The sequence below is a fragment of the Paenibacillus sp. FSL R5-0908 genome (genome assembly GCF_038006245.1).
GTDB classification, from domain to species: Bacteria; Bacillota; Bacilli; order Paenibacillales; family Paenibacillaceae; genus Paenibacillus_AQ; species Paenibacillus_AQ odorifer.
The window spans coordinates 465,530-485,115 of the sequence record NZ_JBBOUV010000001.1; the positions used below are offsets into that span (position 1 = coordinate 465,530).

Below are 19,586 nucleotides of genomic sequence, written 5' to 3' on the forward strand. Positions count from 1 at the left end.
TTGTGCAAAAAAACTCTTCACGTAGAATAGACTAGCTTATATTTCCACTTAATACAATTTAGTTTTTAAATGAATTCTGACTTGCCAAGCAGTAAATATAAGAGTAATATATTCTACATTGTAACATAAGTTCAAATTTGAACCGACGGTATTATTATAGAATGGAGGATTCCAAAATGAAAACGAAAGAAAGTAAAGCGTCCTATGGGATTTTGGCAATCCTTATGATTGGTGCATTTGTTGCTTTACTGAGTAACACCTTACTCAATATAGCTTTACCATCGATTATGAAGGATTTTGATGTCAGTGCCTCAACGGTACAGTGGTTATCGACGGGTTATATGCTAGTGAACGGGATCATGATTCCTTCAACGGCCTTTTTAATTCAAAAGTATACAGCGAGACGATTATTCCTAATCGCCATTGGATTATTTGCAATAGGGACCTTTATTGGAGGCTTTGCTCCAAGTTTCCCTGTATTATTGATTGCGAGAATGGTCCAAGCCTCAGGGGCCGCGATTATGATGCCATTGTTAATGAACGTATTGTTCACTACATTTCCACCTGAAAAACGCGGCTCGGCCATGGGGATGTTTGGTTTGGTTATGATTTTTGCACCAGCCATTGGTCCTACCCTGTCAGGATGGATTATTCAGCATTATGAATGGCCTGTGCTGTTCTTTATGATTGCACCGATCGCCGTATTGGTGTTCATTCTTGCTTTCTTCAAACTGCATGATCCTAAAAAAGATGTGGCTATTAAAATCGATATTCTATCTGTAGTTCTATCAGCGATTGGGTTCGGGGGTCTTCTATACGGCTTCAGTTCCGCTGGGAATAAAGGATGGGATGATCCAATGGTCTACTCCACCCTTATTATCGGGGTTATTGGTTTAGTGATATTCATTATGCGCCAGATGAGAATGAAGGAGCCTATGCTTAACTTCAGAGTGTACAAATATCCGATGTTCGCTTTATCCTCAGCGATTTCGATTACACTGAATATGGCGATGTTCTCAGCAATGATGTTAATGCCGATTTACCTGCAAAATATTAGAGGCATTTCACCTCTGGATTCGGGACTCCTAATGTTGCCTGGTGCGTTGATTATGGGGGTTATGTCGCCAATCACAGGTAAATTGTTCGATAAATTCGGCGGCAAAGTCTTGGCGTTAATCGGTCTGGCTATCGTAGTGATCAGTACGTATTTCTTTAGTGATCTAACTGAAACAACGAAATATTCGACACTTATGATTTTGTATTCTGTGAGAATGTTCGGGATTTCAATGGTTATGATGCCTGTGATGACCAATGGTCTGAACTCCATCCCGGCTAAATATACACCGCATGGTACAGCCATGAACAGTACGATTCAGCAAGTCTCCGGGGCGATTGGCGGGGCGCTGCTTGTAACGATTATGTCTAACAGTACCACTTCACATGTCAAAGATATGGTAGCAGAAGCTGTGAGTAAATTAACGGCTAAACCTTCTGCAGAGCAATTGCTTGGTATTCAAAACCAAGTCATCGCAAAAGCAACGATCGAAGGAATTAATGATGCGTTCTTAGTGTCAGTAGGCGTTGCCATCATTGCCTTTATCCTAGCTTTCTTCATAAAAAGAGGAATACAGCCTAAGGACACAGAAACAGTCGAGGAAAAAGTGGCTGTTAAACAAGTTTCATCCGCTAGATCGATGTAATTTGCTATGCAGAAAGACGCTCACCTATGGTGGGCGTCTTTTTTGTCTTAATTAAAAATAGAACTCTGAGTGAGTCTTGGTCCATCCTGAATGACCGTTATGGAGTCGTTTCCACCTACATAAATTCTATTTGTGAGCGGGTTTAGCACAGTGCTGCCTGATACAGAGGGGAATCTTGCCAGCCGTTTAAACGTAGTGGCGTTATAAACGGATACATGATTTTTATCGAAATTACCCACAAATAAATGATTTGTATTCGGATTAATGGTGATGTTGGAGGAAGTAGGAAGAACCTTTGTTGTAATGATTTTGTTGTTACTTCCATTGATGACGAATAGCTTTCCTTTACCTTCAACTTGTGCACTTGAAACAAAAATACGGTTCGTCAGCGGATTTATAACGACCTCGCTTTGCAAACGTCCCAGCTGTACATTACGCAACAATTTGTTGGTTCGGCCATTGATCACAGAAAGAAACCGGCTTAAGTTATTAGCGACATAAATACGATTGGTAATTTTATTAAGTGCTGGCGCTATCACGGGGTTATTTCCGACTTTTATTGTCGCAATGATAGCCTGTGTAGTTCCGTTAATGACGGTGACGCTATCATTTACAGTATTAGTCACATAGACACGGTTGGTAAGCTCATTGATAACGATTCTGGAAGGGCGTCCACCGATTTCAATCTTTTTACGGACCTGATTTGTTTTCCCGTCTATGACGAATAGGGTTCCGAATGCGCTAGTTACATAAATTAAATTGGTTCGAACATTTACTCCGATATTGTCTGGGAATCGGCCTACTTTGACAGTTTTGATTACCTGGTTTGTCCGCCCGTTTATGACAGATACGTTTTCGTCACGGAAGTTAGGTACATAAATCCGGTTGGTTTGGGGGTTGATTCCGAGCTGAGACGGCAGTCTTCCTACAGGGATGCGAGCGATAATGCGATTAGTTCTGCCCTCCAATACCCCGATAGTTCCAGCCTCGGTGTCTGGGTTTACAAAGTATACTCGATTCGTGACGACATTTACTTTTATATCTCCGATCGGTCCGGCAGAGCGGACTGTAGCAATCACTTTTGGCTGCGCCATGCTTTTACCCCTTTCCAAGTAAATAGATACTTCATTATATTTAGGCTTAGGCAAAAGGGTACTTCATTTATCCTTGCAAGATATATATTAGGAGTGTAGAATGGTACTCCATTATCCAAATATTAGGTTAGGTGTAAGCGTTTTATTTTCTAGAGAATTGAGATTGATTGGAGGTTGGGGTTGAGATGGTGAAATCAGTGTTGTCGGATATTTTATTAACACCTGATAAGACGCAGCTTCATAGCAAATTGTTAGAGGAAATTGGGCAGTATATCACGCGAGAAATTCTAAATCATCCGTTAATGAAAGAGGAGAGTCAGCGGATAAGTATTCTCCTTGATGGATCGACCGCACTTGGGGTGGTGGATGAGCAGTCGGATGTGGATGTAATCATTATTTGTCAGGACGAGTATTATAGCAGCGTTAATCATCGGTTCGAACAAGCGGGTCTGATCCCGGAGCAAAGTAGTTTTTTTATGGATTTACGACTCCCCAGTGGCAAGTCCGGACATTACACACTGCATAAAATTTCAGAAATCAAAGCGGCGTTAATGAGCGGAAATATGGAATGGTTGTGGAATGCTTCTATTTCTTATATCTACTATGACCGATTGGATGTTAAGTCACTTTTTGATGCCTATGTGCCCCTTCAACCTGAAGTTCTAATGAGATTTCGTAAGAATTCATACATACAGTTAAGAAGTTATGCCAAAAGCTTAGATAATCCTGTAGTGCGTGGCGATGCCTTTCCTATTTTATTTTTAGCGGTGCATTACGCTGTGCCATTACTATTGAAGGTTACCCCTACCCCTATGACAAATGGCTGGTACCTGTAGCCAAACAAACGACTGTCGGCCGAAAGATTATGGAGTGTGCTGGTGATTTTTGGAGTTTTATTAGAGATGATGAATCCTTTGCCCCTATGTACCAAGAGGATAATAACTTTGTCAAAATGGAAAAACGTTTCCGGAAGATACTTGTAGAGGAATTCCGCATGCGTGGGATCGATGAACCTTGGTTAGTAGAGTGGTGGAAGTTTATGGAGGAGTGAGTGGAGCTATAGGGTGTTTGGGTGAGTAGAGTAGCTGTGGTGGCGGGGTTGCTGGGGATGGCTGTAGTGGCTGGGATGGTTGAAGCGGTGGAATGGCTGAAGTGTTTGGGTAGCGTAGTAGCTGTGGTGGCTGGGGTGGTGGAGTGGTCGGATGGTTGAAGTGGCTATAAGTATTTGGGTGAGTGGCTAGCTGGCTGTAGTGATTAAAAAGCTTAAATGACTCCTTCCTCCTCTTGAATATGGTAAGGTATATTGAAGTGGAATTTTAGTGAGAGGTGATTATATGGACGGGACAGTTTCAATATTAGGAGTTCCCTTTTCAAAACTAACACTACATGAGACAACACTTCATCTAACAAAACATATTCAATCCGGAGAACCGAAACTTTTCCATTTGATCACGGCTAACCCGGAAATTACGATAACAAGTCAATCGGACGAGCTGCTACGAACCATACTTCAAGAAGCGGATTTAATCACTCCTGACGGGATTGGCATTGTGATGGCATCAAAAAGAAAAGGCGATCCTATTGCTGAGAGGGTAACTGGATATGAGCTGCTTCTTGAGCTTTTGGAGCAAGGAAATAGCTTGGGATGGAGTTTTTATTTCTTGGGGACAGATGAGCTTACCAGCTGTAAAGCGGTCGAAAAGATCACGGAGTTATATCCGAATGTGAAGATTGCAGGAAGACATAATGGTTTTCTTACCAAGGAAGAGGAGCCTGCCATTGTAGCAGAGATTCAGCGTGCACAGCCGGATTTCCTGATCGTTGCGATGGGTGCGCCATACTCTGACAAATGGGTATATAAGCACAAACAGGAGCTTACGCAGGTGAAAGTTGTTTTTGGCGTGGGAGGCAGCTTGGATGTAATAGCTGGAAAAGTTACTCCTGCACCAGCGCTATGGAAAAAACTCAATCTGGAGTGGTTGCATCGACTTTTGTTCGCTCCCGTTGCGAAGGGACAAAAGTCGCGATGGCGCAGACAGGCAGTGCTGCCCAAATTCGTGTTCCGAGCTATGATTAGGAAATGAAGAAAAGGCCTCGTTTATGGGGGCCTTTTTTAGGTTCGGTTGGTGGGAGAGGAGGAGGGGCAGATGTGAGTGTAGGAAGTAAGGAGTAGGGGGAAGAGTAAGAGAGATTAGTGGGAGTAAGGTGAGGAGTATGAGCAAGAGTGAGTAGTGAGATTGAGGTAAGGAGTAGGAGTAGAGTGGAGTAGAGGAAGAGGAAGAGTAAGAGTAAGTAGTGGGATTAAGGTAAGGAATAGGAGCAAAAGTGATTAGTGGGAGTATGTGTAAGAGTGGTGAGTAGAATGTAAGTGCGACTATAGCTGTGACCTTTAAACAAATTAATAATGATAAACAACACCGATTCTGGTTGATGCCATAGCCTCGTATTTAATTCAAACTAAAAGCTAAAGGGGAACAATAAGGGCAAAAATGCCCTAGATCGGGTGCAATTCCGCCCGAAGAGGCAAAAGAAAGGCAAAAATGCCCTAGATCGGGTGCAATTCCGCCCGAAGAGGCAAAAGAAAGGCAAAAATGCCCTAGATCGGGTGCATTTCAGCCCGAAGTGGCAAAACAAGGGCAAAAATGCCCTAGAATCGGTGCGATTCAGCCTGAAGAGGCAAAAGAAAGGCGAAAATGCCCTAGAATCGTTGCATTTCAGCCTGAAGAGGCAAAAGAAAGGCAAAAATGCCCTAGAATCGTTGCATTTCAGCCTGAAGAGGCAAAAGAAAGGCAAAAATGCCCTAGATCGGGTGCAATTCAGCCCGACGAAGCAAATCAACGGTATAAATCCCGTAGACTGAGCCGAGTCCGGCCCGACGAAGCAAATCAACGGTATAAATCCCGCAGAATGAGCCGAATCCGGCCTGAAGCAGCAAATCAACGGTATAAATCCCGTAGAATGAGCCGAATCTGGCACGACGAAGCAAATCAACGGTATAAATCCCGTAGACTGAGCCGAATCCGGCCTGAAGCAGCAAATCAACGGTATAAATCCCGTAGAATGAGCCGAATCCGGCTCGAAGAAGCAAATCAACGGTATAAATCCCGTAAATGTCCCCAGCCCAACCCGGTTACTATCCATTACCAACACGGAGGCCGTTTTCGCCACACATTTAATGTGATCCCTACTATGATGAGTGAAATTTGTTTAATTGAGCAGATACATCCACGTCAATTATAAATAGGGCAGGAGTTTATCGCTGCAAATAAAAAACTGACACCGCTATACCAGCGATATCAGTTTACAGTGCTTAGCGATTAAGCTAGCGGCTGCCTATTTTTAACTTGTTCCTCTCGCATCCACTGTGACAACTGGCGTTTGAGCTTAAGGAACTCGGGAGAGTCCGTAATCTCATCACGGCGTGGCCGCGGAAACGGCACATCGATTGTATGCAGAATGGAGCCGGGGCGGCCGGAAAATACATAGATACGATTAGAGAGCAGCAACGCTTCTTCGATGTTGTGAGTAATGAACAGCACAGAGCGGCGATTCTCTTCCCACAGCTCAAGCAGCCAGCGCTGCATTTCACTGCGAGTTAGTGCATCGAGTGCGCTGAAAGGTTCATCCAGCAACATTAGCTCCTGCGGAGCGAGCAATGCTCTGAGAAAAGCTGCACGCTGCTGCATTCCGCCAGACAACATATGCGGATAAGCATGTTCGAACCCGCTTAATCCAACCTTGGCAAGCCACTGGCGTGCTTCCTCGCGGGCTCCATCCCGCAGTGTGCCCTTGATCTCCCCAGCAAGCAGCACATTATCCTCAATCGTACGCCAAGGAAAAAGAGCAGGCTGCTGCGGTATATAACTAATTTCACCGCGTTGACCTGTAACGACCTTACCGTTCATGCGGATCGTGCCTGCATCGGGTTTCACAAGGCCGCCAATCATATGGAATAAGGTGCTTTTTCCGCAGCCGGAAGGACCAACGATCGAAACGAATTCTTGTTGCTCTACCTTGAGAGAGACATTATTCAGAACATTTGTCTCACGGCGACGATGGGAAAAAGATTTGGAGATGCCGCTCACTTCAAGGGCGGGTGCCACGGTATGAGCTTCAGGAGAGCTTATGACTTCTGTTGTTCTGTGTTGCATTTGCGTCGCTTGAGACATACAGGCATCTTCCTTTCTATGAGTTACGGCGCGGCTTCCAGCGAACCAGCCATTTTTCCAGCAATGCAATAATAGCAAAGAGTACAAGACTTAAAAGTACAATAATAACAATAGCGACAAACATCCGATCCGTACGATAAGCGGATTTCTGCAGAAGCATATAATAGCCAATACCTTTATCCGCGCCAATCCATTCAGCGACCACGGCGCCCATAACCGCATAAGTAGCAGATATTTTTACACCGGAAAATAGTGCCGGGATAGAAGAGGGCAGCTCCAGCTTGGTGAAGATTTGCCACTTGCCTGCGCCAGCCATTTTCATATAATTCATCATGACCTGATCACTTTGGGCCAGGCCGCCCATCGCAGCGACAGCTACCGGGAAGAAACATACTAGTGTAATCAGCACGATTTTGGGCAAAAGACCAAAGCCGAACCAGATAATGAGCAGGGGCCCGAGCGCGATGGAGGGAACATTTTGACTCAGAATAATAAGTGGATAAAAAGCCCGTCTAGCCCAAGGTAAAAGATGCAAAAGCAAAGCAACGATCAGGCCTACCCCCGTACCAATGGGAAAACCAATTAAAGTTAGCCGCAGCGTAGCCATCGTATGAGCCCAAAGACCAGAAGCGTTACTGGTGGATTCACGGGCAATATCAGCAGGACTCGGCAGAATCCAGGCTTCAATATGAAATACAGATACAGATAGCTGCCATACGGTTAAAAAGAAGACGACCGCCACAAGGGGCGGCCATATTAGCTTCCAGGTCGATCTCACGGCCGATATTTCTCCGTCAATTTATCCATGCTGATTCCGTTAGGATTATGAGCGATTTTGATCTGCGAAATTACGCTTGGACTACCTGCTTCGATCAACGCCTCCTGCATCTGACGCACAACCTCCAGCAGTTCGCTAAGCTCACCTTCCATTGTGGTTTCCAGCGGATTCACCTGATGTTTAACACCGGATTTCTGAATGACCTCAATCGCTTTATCTACGTATGGGATGGAATCCTCATTGTTCGGAGTTTTTGGAATTACTTGAATGCTTAGTAGGGTGTTAGCCACAATAATCAATCCTCTCATTTTATAAGGTAAGTTCAAAAAGCCAACTTTGATAACGAAGTAACTCAGGAAGCAAACTCGACATCGAATCTTGAACGAACTTGGGAAGTCCGGTACTCACGTAGCACATCACTACGCTCCGTTCCTCCTTCCTCAAGTAACGTCCAACCTTCTTGGTTCTGAAGTCCGCTCTCTACTCCGCCGGTAAAAAATCATTACTGAATGCACTAGCGGCATCCAGCGGTTTATCCAGCAACTTCAGATCATACATCCAGTCACCGTAATTTTGCCAGACCTCGGTTTTTTGCTCGCCCCAGCGGGCAGCATCGTCCTTGTATTTTGGGCTAAGCCATTTTTGGCTAGCTAGGACAAGGTCGGCATCCAGGTCAGGAACCGCCTTCGATAACATACCGGCAGCCTCTTCCGGATGATCAATAGCATATTGATAACCTTTTGATGTGGCTTTCATGAAGGCCTTCACCAGCTCAGGATGATCTGCAATTTGCTTCTCACTCGTCGTCAGCACAGGCGTGTAATAATCGAGCTGTGGCGCATAATCCTTTAAGTACAGCATATCCAATGGCTCGCCACGCAACTCAGCCTCAACGCCAGTCCAAGCGTAGAAAATCCAGGCGAAATCAATGTCACGTTTGACGGCGGTAAAATAATCAGCTTCACCGATACTGATCAGCTTCACCTTTTTTACATCGCCACCTTCAGGATCCATGATAGCTTTCATGGCTGCTTCTTCGGCTGGTGAGCCCCAGCCTCCGTAGGTTTTACCTTCGAAATCCTTTGGTGATTTAATATTGCGATCTACTGGAGCGGCGAATCCCGACGTATTATGCTGAATAATAGCTGCTATCGAGACAAGGGGTACGCCTTGTAGACGGGCTAGCGTTAATCCTTCTTGCGCGCTGATTCCAAAAGCGGCTTCGCCAGAGGTAACCATAGTATCAGAACCCGCTGCGCCTGGCTGAACGATTTCGACGTCCAGACCTTCATCAGCGTAGTAACCAAGATTCTTAGCTACGTATAGACCGGTATGATTCGTGTTCGGTGTCCAGTCGAGTGCGACTTTAACTTTGGTGAGCTCTTTTGGAGCATCCGTCCCAGCCGTTGCAGTTGGATCAGTAGCATTTGCTTTGTTTCCGGCTGTATTCCCATTGTTGCCGCCGCATCCGGCAATGGCAAGAATGAGTACACAGGTGAGGCACAACGTAAGTGCTTTTTTGAGGTGCATGTCTTCTTCTCTCCTTTAAGGTTACAAGAATCCCGTCTTCACAACATGAACCGTAAAGTGTAGTATGTACGTTTTTCTACATCTTTTAGTGATCTTACAAAAAAAGCGCCCCGAGTGATCGGGACGCTGGCTTGGCGCAAGGTTAGTCAAGGTCACAGGGACCAGAACCAATTGGCGATTCCTACGCTGGCATTATCCAGATCAGGTATAAGGGTCAGTATCTTGTGGGATACAATCTCAGCCGGCCAATTCCAGCACCCCTGGTTCTATGAAGTTAACGGGTATTTCTATGTGCAATATAAGTAAGCATAAGTTCTGTACCCATACTTTATATCTTATATTTCTCGCATACGGTGTATTATAGACGGCTGTACTCGGAATGTCTAGTAGTGCACTCCTGAATTTTTCCAATCCAGTAGTTTCTTTTTTGCTAGTCTAGATCTTTATATTTTTTGCGGTGACGCCGTTTAAGCTCACTAACCAGCGCCCCTAGCGTGAGGACAACGCTGATCAGAATCCCGCTCATGATCACGAAGAGGGCAAGAAATTCAAAGGGGGAATATCCAATCATTTTACTCCATTGAATCTTTCCATCCAGATCGTCAATGACCTGATTCATGCCGTAAATCCCGCTTACTACCGTAAATACAGTGAGAATCATCAGCAGATTATCCCGTCGCTTGGATTGAAACTTATCCTGATACTGAAACAGGTCATTTAAGGTTTCTTTCACTTCCTCGAACAAAGCGTCGTTTCCGTATACTTTACGCAGCTGAAGAAATATCTCCCGGCCCTGCGACTGGGAAATCAACTCCAAGAAGTAGAACTTTGCCGAGAACTTATTAATGGAGTAGATTAGATTGTCTATTTCCTCATAATCATGATTAATCCGAAGTCGGGAGTGCATATTGGCAAGCTTTAGCAGAACGATTTTGTGGAAAATATTGAGTAAAAATCCGTAATAATATTGCCCGTACATCTGGTTGGCTAGACTAACAGCAATTTCCTGTTCAGCGCGGGTCATGCAGCAAAAAGTCTGCTCATTCATCATATAATACGTGTCTGGACCCCAGCGATTATAGGAGTGTTCATGACAATAGTTCGCAATATATGCTGGATCGCTGGCACTGGCATAGGGCTTTCCGTTCAGATCAATTCCATCAAGCTGTGAGGCACGATAGCGCAGATTTACACTAATCTCATCAGAGCTTTCTTTATTCTGAAAGCCGTAAAAAGCTTGCACCTGCATTCTTTCATCTACGAAAAAAGGAAGGGTCTCGAAATAAGCCCCATTGATATCCGATTGATCCAGATATGGCTCCAGTCCATCCACCAAATTTCGGAAGACAAAATCCTCTACCATCTCATAGGTCTGTTCCCCGCAATGAATATAAGTGTAATCATCCTGTATGAAGGTATTCTCTAGCGCACGGAAACGATCCGCGAATTCTAGGGCAATACTAAAGGGAATTGAATCCCCCTCCAGCTGGACACGTATCGTCACGAATCCAAGCTGAAAAGGACATATGAATATATCTGTCGAGAGAATTTTGAAAAATATAGATTGCTGCGGAATCTCCAGAATGCAGTCGAGATTATTTACTCTGGAAAAACGGCGAAACGAGTCGGCATCCTTCCTGCGTGGAAAAAGGACGTGTGCAGCAAACGGTAAATAGGTGCGTTCCATTCGTTCATGGGAAACACAGTAGCCATCTCCGTAATAGGCAGCTTCAAGCTCTTTATTATCCAGAAAAAAACGTGTGAAGCCGTCGTCCTGTAATTGCTGGATAAGCTGCTTAGAATCGCCCTTTTTTATAGAAAAGGGAAATATAAACTGCATGAGCGCAGTATGTAACAAAGGCTCAGTTGAAGACTCATTTAAAGACTCATTTAAAGACTCATTCATTCATTGTCCATCCTTGTGCTCAGAATATGCTTATAGATCACATTACCCTAAAAGGATAACGTTGATACTGTTCTAAATACGGGAACTCTTTCCTTTCACCGCTTGCATGGATTGGAACCTCCATGCGGCAATGCTTAGCAGAAACAAGAAGGCGGCAAAAGCGGCGAGTAATCCGGCTGTTTGTGCCACTTCTAAATGGTCCATAGACCAGCCCATAAACAGAGGTAGCAAAGCACCGCCAACACCTCCGGAAGCAATCATAATGCTGGGTGTTGACTCTTCAGTGCCAGGCAGCATTTTGCTGGAGAAGACTAAAGCAATGGAGAAAATACCGGACATAAACAGCCCCAGCAGCAGAATTACAATGAAAGCAGCCATTCGATTGTCAGTGAACGGAAAGAGTGTCAGCAGTAACAAGGTTAGTAAACAGCTGCTGAGAATGTACACGCGATAAGATATTTTTTCGGCAATTACACCCGCAAACAATCTTCCTGTAGACATCGCCAGCCAAAAGAAAGTGACTGTCAGTGCTGCGGCAGACTCCGTCATCCCTAGCTTGGCAATAAAGATAGCCGGCATAAAGTTGACTAAACTCATCTCTGTGCCTACATAAAGAAAAAAGAAAACGATGAAGATCCCTAGCAGAATCCATTGCTTACCTTTATACGGAAATTTTTTGTTAGAACGTGAGCTTGAGGATTGCGAATTGTCTGCTCCTTGGACAGAGGCGCGTTCATCCAGCGTACGTTGTAGATTACCGAAGTGCCCTCTTGTCCAGAGGATAAGAGAAATTAAGGAGAAGGCAGCGACGATTAGAAAGGCCAATCTCCACGCTCCGGCAGCAATGAGCGGACTGGCGATAAGCGGCATCACGAGTGCGCCTATCCCGAATAGCACTTCAAGCCGGCTCATCGCAATAGCAGTTCCTTCGGTTATTGCACCAATAATGATGGTGCCGATAACCGCTTCGATCATCCCGAAACCAAAACCTGCGGCAACGGCGATAACATACATCCAGCCCCAAGGCGGTAGAAAGGCGTAGGCAATTTCTGCAACTAGTAGAAGACTGGTGGCAATGAGGATGCCTCCACGTTTACCGAAGCGGCGATTAAGCAGGGGAGAGACCAACACGCCTGCTAAAAACCCAGCGAATTGACTAAAGATTAATTCACCGCCAGCACTATAATTTTGATCATAATGTTGCAGTAGAACGGGCAGAATAGATCCCAGTACAACATGTGCCAGACCGATAACGAAGTAGGAAAGACAGCCGATCCAAATCAGTTTTTTCACGAAGTAAGCTCCTTATCTTAAAGTAGTTTATGAAGTAAGGTCGGATTCAATGTGAACCTGAAGGGTACATTATAATAAGCACCATTGTTATGATAAATCCAAACGGTGAGCTTGGATATATAAACTTTTGTTTACATGCTTGAAGGGAGAGATTTACGTAATGGATAACAAACAACTGGAGCAACTCATTATTAAAGCATTGGATGACAACAAGTTCGGTTCCTTTGGTACGATCGAAGAAGGAAATAAGCCGAAAGTACGTTATATGGCCATTTTCCATGAGGGTTTGAAGATTTATTTGGCTACAAATCGCAAAACTCATAAAGTGGAGGAGTTATCCGATAATCCGAATGCTTTTGTACTGCTTGGCTATGAGGCAGGCGGAAGCAAAGATGTGCTGGAGATTGAAGCAACTGCTACCGTCTCTAAGGATGAAGGCTTGCGCTCCAAGGTATGGAATAAAGAGCTTGAGCCATGGTTTACAGGACCTGATGATCCTAATTATGTAATTCTGGAGCTTACTCCAACACGTATTGAGTATGTAGGCAGCAATAAAGAGCATGGAGTATGGCAGCCGTAAGCTATAGCGTTGAATTGATCAAACAGCCCTCCTATCCCCTATGGGGTAGGAGGGCTGTTTGATGTGTTATAATGACTTCAACTTTTTAGGTATTCATATCGGGGAGGAGCTAAAGCTACATGAGCGTTACTCTGTTATATATTGAAGATGATCGTGAAATTGGCAGTGTAGTGTCTGCTGATTTAAGCGAAAGAGGTTACAGTGTTCGCTGGCTACGGAGCGGAGAAGGAGCGATGGAAGAATCCAGCGCCTGCCAACTGGCTATTCTCGATGTTATGCTTCCAGGTCTGGATGGGTTTACGATCGGGCAACGTTTGAAACGTTCTTACCCTAAGCTGCCCATTTTGATGCTCTCCGCCCGGACCTCGATTGATGATAAGCTGCAAGGTTTGGAGTTCGCAGATGATTATTTGACCAAGCCTTTTCATCCGGATGAATTGGCCGCTCGAATCGAGGTGCTGCTCCGAAGGAATGGGGCATCTGTTCAGGATTCGCTCACACTTAAACATCTAGTCGTATATGAAGGAGATAACCGCGTGATGAATGATCAGACTCAGGAAGAAATCATGCTTACAGGTAAGCAATTTCAGATTTTTTCCTATTTGCTGCGTCATCTTAACCAAATCATGACGAAGGAGCAGATCTACGAGGCCGTGTGGGGTGAGGCTTATATCGAAGGGGATAAAACTCTGATGGTACATATTCGTTATTTGCGCGAAAAACTGGAGCTTGATCCGGGTAATCCGGAAATTATCGAAACGGTCCGTGGGATTGGCTACCGGGTAAGAGCATGAGAGGATTAGAGCGCATTCGCAAGAAACGCAATTCCTCTTTGTTATCAGGGTATTTGCTAATTATCGTATCTGCACTGCTATTTATCCCTGTGGTCCTTCCGTTGTCTTTTGTTGGCTACAATATTCTTAACGAAGTGACCAAAGGTGCCCCGCCTGTAGATACATCCCTGTATTCGAATATTGCACCGCTGGAGACTATGTGGCATAAAGAAGCACTTCACTTAGAAAATGCTTCTTCCGAAGCTATAAATCAGCGGCTGCTTGAATTAAGTCGAAAATACACTGAGGCTACTATGTTTTGGGTAGACGGGCAGGGAAAAACCCAGTTGATTCTCACGCCTGAAGAAGGGGAGAAGGATAAGATTTACCCTGAAGTTCCTGATCAGTGGACTGCGGCTGAGGCTATTTCATTTATGAAAGAAAGTACGAATCGTGATCCTTTAGCCATCGTTGCTTTCGTGGGGGACAAAGTGGAGGCAGACAAGGGATTTATAGTGATGCAGATTCCAAGCAAGCTGCTGAACAAAGGGGCTTATGGGGGATTAGGGGCTTGGGCTTGGTATAACTTTGTGTTATTTACCCTTTTTGGAGGGTTCGCTCTGGTTTCGTGGATGTTCTTTAGAAAAATTCGCAAACGGCTGCTGCAACTGCAAACCGCGATGATGATTACAGGCCCTGATAGAATGCCTAAGTCTATAGTGACAGGCAAACTGGATGAGATCGGTCGCCTCGAGGAAGCTTTTAATACGATGGTAACCAAACTGGATGAAAGCCGACGCAGGGAAATAGAAGAGGAAGAGTTACGTAAGCGACTCGTCTCGAATTTATCTCACGATTTACGCACACCCCTAACCGTCATTCGCAGCCATATCCATGTTATGACCAAAGAGGATCTGACCTCAAAAGGTAAGCAGTCCTTACAGCTTATGGATGAGCGTATTGCGGATCTTAGCGTCCTGATCGAGAATCTTTTATCTTACAATCTGCTCAATAGTGGACGGGTAACCTTAAAGCTGGAACGTAAAGATGTTTTACGCTTGGTGCGGGAAAGTGCGGCTGCTTGGTACCCCGTATGGGAAAAAGAGGGCTTCGACATTGATATTAACCTGGAAGCCGAACCACTATTCTGGAGGGTGGATGAGGTCTGGTTCCGCCGTATTCTCGATAATTTGTATCAAAACATTGTACGACATGCCAGCAGCGGGCATTATGTCGGGATCTCAACGGAGCAACGTAATGAACAACGTGCCATAATTATTGCGGATCATGGTCGAGGCATTCAGAGTCCATCCGATTACAAGGGGGCAGGTTTGGGATTGTCTATCGTCGATCTTTTGATGAAGCATATGGAGCTGGAATGGGTTGTGGAGAGCACAGGCGAAGGCACTTCTATTGTAATCTTTGATCCGCGTCGTGAAATTTAAACAAAACTTAAACTTGGCACTTCCTTGTTCTTAACCTTGGGACGTTATGCTGTATACCGAGGTGAAGAACATGGAAGAAACAGTGATTAAAACTAAGGATTTATTGAAAAAATATCGTGGCCGGGCTGCGGTAGAGAATTTGAATTTAAATATCCGCAAGGGTGAGATTTATGGTTTTCTGGGTCCCAACGGAGCTGGGAAAACTACAACAATCCGTATGCTGCTTGGCCTAATTACACCGACATCTGGAAAAATTGAAGTGTTCGGCCAGGATCTTCGGAAGAATAAGCTGCAAATTTTACGGAAGGTAGGGTCGCTTGTTGAATCCCCCTCGTATTATGGGCATCTGAGCGCTGTGGACAATCTCGAAGCGATCCGCCGCATTCTGGATGTTCCGAAGTCACGAATCGCTGAGGTGCTAGATATTGTTTCTCTAACCGGGGAAGAGAGACGTCCGGTCAAAGGGTTCTCCCTCGGGATGAAGCAGAGACTTGGTATCGCAGCTGCCTTGCTAGGGAATCCAGAGCTGCTTATTCTGGACGAGCCAACGAACGGACTCGACCCGTCAGGGATTCAGGAAATTCGTGGGCTTATCAAACGTTTGCCACAGGAGCAAGGAATTACGGTTGTAGTATCCAGTCACCTGCTTAGTGAAATTGAACAAATGGCAGACACCGTGGGTATTATTCGCCAAGGGCAAATGGTGTACCAAGATACAATAGCTAATCTGCAACAACAGGCTGCTGGCGAGATACGCCTTGCGGTTTCGGAACCAGAGTCTGCGTTACGTCTCGCTGGAGGCCGGGGGTATGAAGGGACACTACAAGAGCAAAAACTGATTTTTTCAAGAATGAACGATGCAAGAGTAGCGCTGCTAGTCAAGGCTTTGGTAGAGAATGGGCACGCTGTCTATCGTGTAGAGGAGCGGAGACAATCGCTTGAGGACTTCTTCCTACAGGTTGTAGGAGGCGGGGAATCATGATGTGGCGGGCGTTGTCAGCGGATTGGCTTAAAATCCGCGGCAAAGGAATTTGGTTTCTAGTGTTTCTAGGACCGATTGGCCTTGTGGCCATGCAGGGCCTTAACTTTGGCCTTCGTTATGATTATCTGCGTCAGCAGTATAGCGCGGATTTATGGGGAGGACTTCTGGATAACGTGTCCGGGTTTGTGCCCACAGCTCTTTTTCTGGGTGGCACTTTAGTATGCTCATTGATTGCGAATGTCGAACATCAGATGAGTTCCTGGAAGCAGCTCTTGGCACTGCCTATCTCTCGTACCTCAGTGTTTATGGCTAAGCTAACGCTCTGTTTGCTGCTTGTGGCAGTTTCCTGCTTGTTGCTCTCAGTGGGGATAGTTATTTTAGGGCTTATTTTGGGCTTCAAAGCTGATCTTATTCCTTATGTGGATGTAGTCCGGATTGGCTTTATGTCCTATATTGCGGCTTTGCCGGTCATCGCACTACAGCTGTGGCTTTCCCTGGCTAATCGTAATCAGACACTGCCGGTTGCCCTGGGGATCACATTATCTTTGACGTCATTTTTCTCCATGTTCCTTTCGGAGTGGGTGCCTTTAACATGGCCATATTTGGCGTGGGACTCCTCTAATCGCCTTTTGTTCAGCGGTGCAGGTCTGCTGCTGGGAATGCTGGTGTTTTTGCCGGGTGCAGTGCATTTCGCTCGAAAGGATGTGGATTAAGATGAAGTCATTTTGGAGAGTATTATCCTCAGAGCGATTAAAAATGTCTAAATCATATGTTTGGCTTTTAGTCATAGGGAGTCCGGTTTTATCACTGGTTCCCGGATTGTTATCGGATAACCAAGGCGAGAAGATGAGTTGGGAGCTGCTGTTAAGTGTGATGTCAATGATGCATGCTTTGCTGTTTCTGCCTGTGCTTTCAGGTATTTTTGCGGCCCTGATCTGTCGTTATGAGCATCATGACGGTGGCTGGAAGCTATTGTTGTCTCTGCCTGTAACCCGGTTGTCGGTGTATCTCTCAAAATATGTGATGATCATCGGATTGCTGGCTGCTGTGCAAGTAACGTTCCTCGTTATGGTGCTGGGAATGGGCTTGTTCCGTGGGGCTCCAGATCCAATCCCTTGGGCGCTGCTGCTAAAATCAGTATTTGGCGGCTTTGTAGCCTGCCTACCTCTCGCCGCATTGCAGCTGGCGATCTCGCAAAGCTGGAGCAGCTTCGGCGCACCGCTGGCGCTGAATGTGAGTCTGACCATTCCCAATATATTGATCGCTAATTCTTCAACCTACGGCCCCTACTATCCTTGGGTACAGCCGATGTTGGCCATGAGTCCTTATGGTGATGACGGATTTGGTGCCTTTAATCTGCCTTTAGAGACACTGATGATGATAGTGGGAGGGAGCTTGATTGTCTTTTTTGCCGCAGGACTAATCTCCTTTTATCGTAAAGCAGTCTGATTCACAATCAGAGGCTATAAACTCCTCCTCAATGGACATCCCGTGCTGTTTTTCTTATAATTAAAGAATATAATTAGCTAAGATGGAGGAGGGCGAGAGCATGGAGCCAACGGCATTAGAGGACTGCGACAATACATGCAAGGGTTCAGAGCTTGAACCGGAATCCATTGCATTGATCCTGCCAGACCGTGGGATTACTGATAAAATGGCAGAAATGTTCAAAGCGTTGGGTGATCCAACACGAGTGCGGCTCATTTACGCTTTGTCACAGCAAGAATTATGTGTACATGATTTGTCCGTGATCCTTGATATGGGCCAATCTGCGATATCCCATCAGCTCCGTTATTTACGGAATCTACGGATCGTGAAGCGCCGTAAAGAGGGGAAAACGGTATTCTATTCGCTGAACGATGCGCATGTGGAGCAGATCTTTTTGCAGACTCACGAGCATGTCCGACACGAATAGCTAGTTGCAAAAAAAGAGGGACTCCCAGCAGCCATTGGATGGTTTGTTGGGAGTCCCTCTTTTTATTATGCCGACGAGTCTAACCATCCACTACGGCTTACGGACCCAGCTGACGTTATTTGCACAATAATCGCTTTTTGAGCAGAGTTGCGGACCTCAGTGCAGTTATTCTTTAGAAAGAGGTCTTATTTTGCTCTTTTTCATGCCAATAGCGCCTATGGGGTCCGATAATATGCTAAACCGGGGATAATACTGCTTTTAGTGTCAATTGGGTCCGTTAGCTGTGTGGTTTGCGACAAATATTGCTCTAATGAAGCTAGGTGGCATCTCAGCTTAACTAAGTAACATCTCAACTAAACTAAGTAACATCCCAACTAAACTAAGTAACATCCCAATTAAACCAGCCTACGTCGGGGTTAACCAATGCGTTAAAATCCACTGAAGCCTTGTATTTCGAAGTAAGGATTTAGCTTATTAACTGGCTTGATTTAGCTTATTAGCTTATTAGCTGGCTTGATTTAGGTTCTTCGTTAGGTTTGGTTTTCTAAAGGACAACACTAGCCAGACACATTGCACAGCAAGCACTAGCAGGATAAACAGATCGATTCCCATGTATTCACTCGTATTATCGTTGCCCACAAACTGAATTAAATTATGTATAAAGTGAAAGGATATCAGCGGAAGAATATTATTATTTTTTAGCATTAGCAAGGCTAGCGCAAAACCGATCAGAAGCGCATATACGAGTTGTAGAAGAATTTGTGTGACATCTGTGCTGGATAATGCATTAAGTAAGTGGGTAATAGAGAAGAGAATACTTGAAGTGATCACTGCTGTTTTAGCCCCTTTAGGAAGCAAGGTCTTAAAAATCAAACCGCGATAGATGCTTTCCTCCACAAAAGCGACCAGCAGGGTGAAGAAGATAAAAAATAGTACCTCAGATGCACTGATCTCACGAAACCCCTTAAAGGATATGGTAATCAGGACCACTACTAGCGGGGCATAATAGATCCAGTTGCCCGAGGATATGGTGTTTAGAGGTCGGAAGCCGAGCGTGCTCCATTTGCGCTTAACTGTAAAGTAGATGATGAGTACAAGCGCGATTGGGATGAAGGAGATAAGTACAGGGGCGGTGTACGCAAGTTCCTTAATTGTTGCGTAAGCCCCGGCGGCAGTTACGGCTACAAGTAATAACACCTCGATAATAACTACGCTCCAAATAGGGTGTTTCTGTGAAAAAGTAGACGTTTTGGCTAGCTTTGACATGTTCTAAATTCATCCCTTCTGTGCAAATCATTTGCCCATTGAGCTTCATTGATAATGGGGTCATTCGTATGTAAGAAACTTACTTCGGGTCATACATGATTTTACATATTTTCACGTAAAGGTCAATTGATTTAATTTTTAAGATAATGTAGAAA

At 45.0% G+C, this 19,586-nt stretch carries 20 protein-coding genes and 1 riboswitch; of the genes, 11 read left to right on the forward strand and 9 right to left on the reverse strand.

Translation table 11 applies throughout. The annotated features are described in order from the left end of the window. Positions 1-176 precede the first annotated feature (176 nt). Entirely contained in the window at positions 177-1,700 is a 1,524-nt protein-coding gene (locus tag MKZ09_RS02080; protein WP_076107430.1) for a DHA2 family efflux MFS transporter permease subunit, read from the forward strand. 47 nt (positions 1,701-1,747) lie between these two features. Here the strand turns inward: MKZ09_RS02080 and MKZ09_RS02085 are convergent, their stop codons facing one another. Further along, on the reverse strand, positions 1,748-2,794 hold the full coding sequence (locus MKZ09_RS02085; RefSeq protein WP_076134856.1) for a YncE family protein: 1,047 nt from the start codon (positions 2,792-2,794) through the stop codon (positions 1,748-1,750). Positions 2,795-2,979: 185 nt separating this feature from the next. Between MKZ09_RS02085 and MKZ09_RS02090 the strand changes: the two genes are divergently transcribed. The 3 genes from MKZ09_RS02090 to MKZ09_RS02100 all read left to right on the forward strand — a co-directional run bounded on the left by MKZ09_RS02090 (position 2,980) and on the right by MKZ09_RS02100 (position 4,878). After that, on the forward strand, positions 2,980-3,630 hold the full coding sequence (locus tag MKZ09_RS02090; RefSeq protein ID WP_076203558.1) for a nucleotidyltransferase domain-containing protein: 651 nt from the start codon (positions 2,980-2,982) through the stop codon (positions 3,628-3,630). Positions 3,631-3,866: 236 nt separating this feature from the next. After that, the gene (locus tag MKZ09_RS02095) at positions 3,867-4,004 is read left to right on the forward strand and encodes a hypothetical protein (protein ID WP_179089541.1); all 138 of its coding nucleotides are present in this window, start codon (positions 3,867-3,869) and stop codon (positions 4,002-4,004) included. A gap of 124 nt (positions 4,005-4,128) precedes the next feature. Beyond that, on the forward strand, positions 4,129-4,878 hold the full coding sequence (locus MKZ09_RS02100) for a WecB/TagA/CpsF family glycosyltransferase (RefSeq protein ID WP_076203563.1): 750 nt from the start codon (positions 4,129-4,131) through the stop codon (positions 4,876-4,878). A gap of 716 nt (positions 4,879-5,594) precedes the next feature. Here the strand turns inward: MKZ09_RS02100 and MKZ09_RS02105 are convergent. From MKZ09_RS02105 to MKZ09_RS02135, 7 genes are all read right to left on the reverse strand, one after another. After that, positions 5,595-5,882: a hypothetical protein gene (locus MKZ09_RS02105; protein WP_076203565.1), complete on the reverse strand. Its 288-nt coding sequence runs from the start codon at positions 5,880-5,882 to the stop codon at positions 5,595-5,597. Between the two features lie 229 nt (positions 5,883-6,111). After that, on the reverse strand, positions 6,112-6,945 hold the full coding sequence (locus MKZ09_RS02110; protein ID WP_076203655.1) for an ABC transporter ATP-binding protein: 834 nt from the start codon (positions 6,943-6,945) through the stop codon (positions 6,112-6,114). A gap of 34 nt (positions 6,946-6,979) precedes the next feature. Beyond that, a complete protein-coding gene (locus tag MKZ09_RS02115; protein ID WP_076203567.1) occupies positions 6,980-7,741 on the reverse strand; it encodes an ABC transporter permease in 762 nt (253 codons plus the stop codon). Continuing rightward, positions 7,738-8,031, reverse strand: coding sequence for a thiamine-binding protein (locus tag MKZ09_RS02120; RefSeq protein WP_036682688.1), 294 nt, complete (start codon positions 8,029-8,031; stop codon positions 7,738-7,740). Before MKZ09_RS02120 ends, MKZ09_RS02115 begins: the two co-directional genes overlap by 4 nt. A gap of 190 nt (positions 8,032-8,221) precedes the next feature. Further along, positions 8,222-9,271 (reverse strand): ABC transporter substrate-binding protein, encoded by a 1,050-nt coding sequence (locus tag MKZ09_RS02125; protein WP_076203570.1) that lies wholly within the window; start codon positions 9,269-9,271, stop codon positions 8,222-8,224. Positions 9,272-9,432: 161 nt separating this feature from the next. Beyond that, positions 9,433-9,543, reverse strand: a riboswitch (TPP riboswitch). Positions 9,544-9,701: 158 nt separating this feature from the next. Beyond that, positions 9,702-11,177, reverse strand: a complete 1,476-nt coding sequence (locus MKZ09_RS02130; protein ID WP_081388963.1) for a hypothetical protein — start codon at positions 11,175-11,177, stop codon at positions 9,702-9,704. A 72-nt stretch (positions 11,178-11,249) separates the two neighbouring features. Continuing rightward, a complete protein-coding gene (locus MKZ09_RS02135; protein WP_076134862.1) occupies positions 11,250-12,470 on the reverse strand; it encodes an MFS transporter in 1,221 nt (406 codons plus the stop codon). A 160-nt stretch (positions 12,471-12,630) separates the two neighbouring features. Here MKZ09_RS02135 and MKZ09_RS02140 point away from each other — a divergent pair, with 160 nt between their 5' ends. From MKZ09_RS02140 to MKZ09_RS02170, 7 genes are all read left to right on the forward strand, one after another. Then, positions 12,631-13,050: a pyridoxamine 5'-phosphate oxidase family protein gene (locus tag MKZ09_RS02140; RefSeq protein WP_036682665.1), complete on the forward strand. Its 420-nt coding sequence runs from the start codon at positions 12,631-12,633 to the stop codon at positions 13,048-13,050. 119 nt (positions 13,051-13,169) lie between these two features. Beyond that, positions 13,170-13,844, forward strand: a complete 675-nt coding sequence (locus tag MKZ09_RS02145; protein ID WP_076134863.1) for a response regulator transcription factor — start codon at positions 13,170-13,172, stop codon at positions 13,842-13,844. Beyond that, complete coding sequence (locus tag MKZ09_RS02150; protein ID WP_076134864.1) at positions 13,841-15,268, forward strand: HAMP domain-containing sensor histidine kinase; 1,428 nt, start codon at positions 13,841-13,843, stop codon at positions 15,266-15,268. Before MKZ09_RS02145 ends, MKZ09_RS02150 begins: the two co-directional genes overlap by 4 nt. 70 nt (positions 15,269-15,338) lie before the next feature. After that, the gene (locus MKZ09_RS02155) at positions 15,339-16,250 is read left to right on the forward strand and encodes an ABC transporter ATP-binding protein (protein WP_038568451.1); all 912 of its coding nucleotides are present in this window, start codon (positions 15,339-15,341) and stop codon (positions 16,248-16,250) included. Then, entirely contained in the window at positions 16,247-16,963 is a 717-nt protein-coding gene (locus tag MKZ09_RS02160) for an ABC transporter permease (RefSeq protein WP_076203572.1), read from the forward strand. The genes MKZ09_RS02155 and MKZ09_RS02160 overlap by 4 nt, the downstream gene beginning before the upstream one ends. 1 nt (position 16,964) lies before the next feature. Further along, a complete protein-coding gene (locus tag MKZ09_RS02165) occupies positions 16,965-17,699 on the forward strand; it encodes an ABC transporter permease (RefSeq protein ID WP_076134866.1) in 735 nt (244 codons plus the stop codon). Between the two features lie 100 nt (positions 17,700-17,799). Continuing rightward, positions 17,800-18,165 (forward strand): ArsR/SmtB family transcription factor, encoded by a 366-nt coding sequence (locus MKZ09_RS02170; protein WP_036682656.1) that lies wholly within the window; start codon positions 17,800-17,802, stop codon positions 18,163-18,165. A gap of 504 nt (positions 18,166-18,669) precedes the next feature. On the opposite strand, the gene MKZ09_RS02175 is transcribed toward MKZ09_RS02170, so the two are convergent. Continuing rightward, entirely contained in the window at positions 18,670-19,431 is a 762-nt protein-coding gene (locus MKZ09_RS02175) for a CPBP family intramembrane glutamic endopeptidase (protein ID WP_076134867.1), read from the reverse strand. Positions 19,432-19,586 lie beyond the last annotated feature (155 nt).

Bases quoted from the DNA above. Each gene is read 5' to 3' on its own strand.
- MKZ09_RS02170 (WP_036682656.1), top strand. From the start codon at position 17,800: ATGGAGCCAACGGCATTAGAGGACTGCGACAATACATGCAAGGGTTCA.
- MKZ09_RS02080 (WP_076107430.1), top strand. From the start codon at position 177: ATGAAAACGAAAGAAAGTAAAGCGTCCTATGGGATTTTGGCAATCCTT.
- MKZ09_RS02085 (WP_076134856.1), bottom strand. From the start codon at position 2,794: ATGGCGCAGCCAAAAGTGATTGCTACAGTCCGCTCTGCCGGACCGATC.
- MKZ09_RS02175 (WP_076134867.1), bottom strand. From the start codon at position 19,431: ATGTCAAAGCTAGCCAAAACGTCTACTTTTTCACAGAAACACCCTATT.
- MKZ09_RS02140 (WP_036682665.1), top strand. From the start codon at position 12,631: ATGGATAACAAACAACTGGAGCAACTCATTATTAAAGCATTGGATGAC.
- MKZ09_RS02100 (WP_076203563.1), top strand. From the start codon at position 4,129: ATGGACGGGACAGTTTCAATATTAGGAGTTCCCTTTTCAAAACTAACA.
- MKZ09_RS02150 (WP_076134864.1), top strand. From the start codon at position 13,841: ATGAGAGGATTAGAGCGCATTCGCAAGAAACGCAATTCCTCTTTGTTA.
- MKZ09_RS02110 (WP_076203655.1), bottom strand. From the start codon at position 6,945: ATGCAACACAGAACAACAGAAGTCATAAGCTCTCCTGAAGCTCATACC.
- MKZ09_RS02145 (WP_076134863.1), top strand. From the start codon at position 13,170: ATGAGCGTTACTCTGTTATATATTGAAGATGATCGTGAAATTGGCAGT.
- MKZ09_RS02125 (WP_076203570.1), bottom strand. From the start codon at position 9,271: ATGCACCTCAAAAAAGCACTTACGTTGTGCCTCACCTGTGTACTCATT.
- MKZ09_RS02155 (WP_038568451.1), top strand. From the start codon at position 15,339: ATGGAAGAAACAGTGATTAAAACTAAGGATTTATTGAAAAAATATCGT.
- MKZ09_RS02165 (WP_076134866.1), top strand. From the start codon at position 16,965: ATGAAGTCATTTTGGAGAGTATTATCCTCAGAGCGATTAAAAATGTCT.
- MKZ09_RS02090 (WP_076203558.1), top strand. From the start codon at position 2,980: ATGGTGAAATCAGTGTTGTCGGATATTTTATTAACACCTGATAAGACG.
- MKZ09_RS02130 (WP_081388963.1), bottom strand. From the start codon at position 11,177: ATGAATGAGTCTTTAAATGAGTCTTTAAATGAGTCTTCAACTGAGCCT.
- MKZ09_RS02160 (WP_076203572.1), top strand. From the start codon at position 16,247: ATGATGTGGCGGGCGTTGTCAGCGGATTGGCTTAAAATCCGCGGCAAA.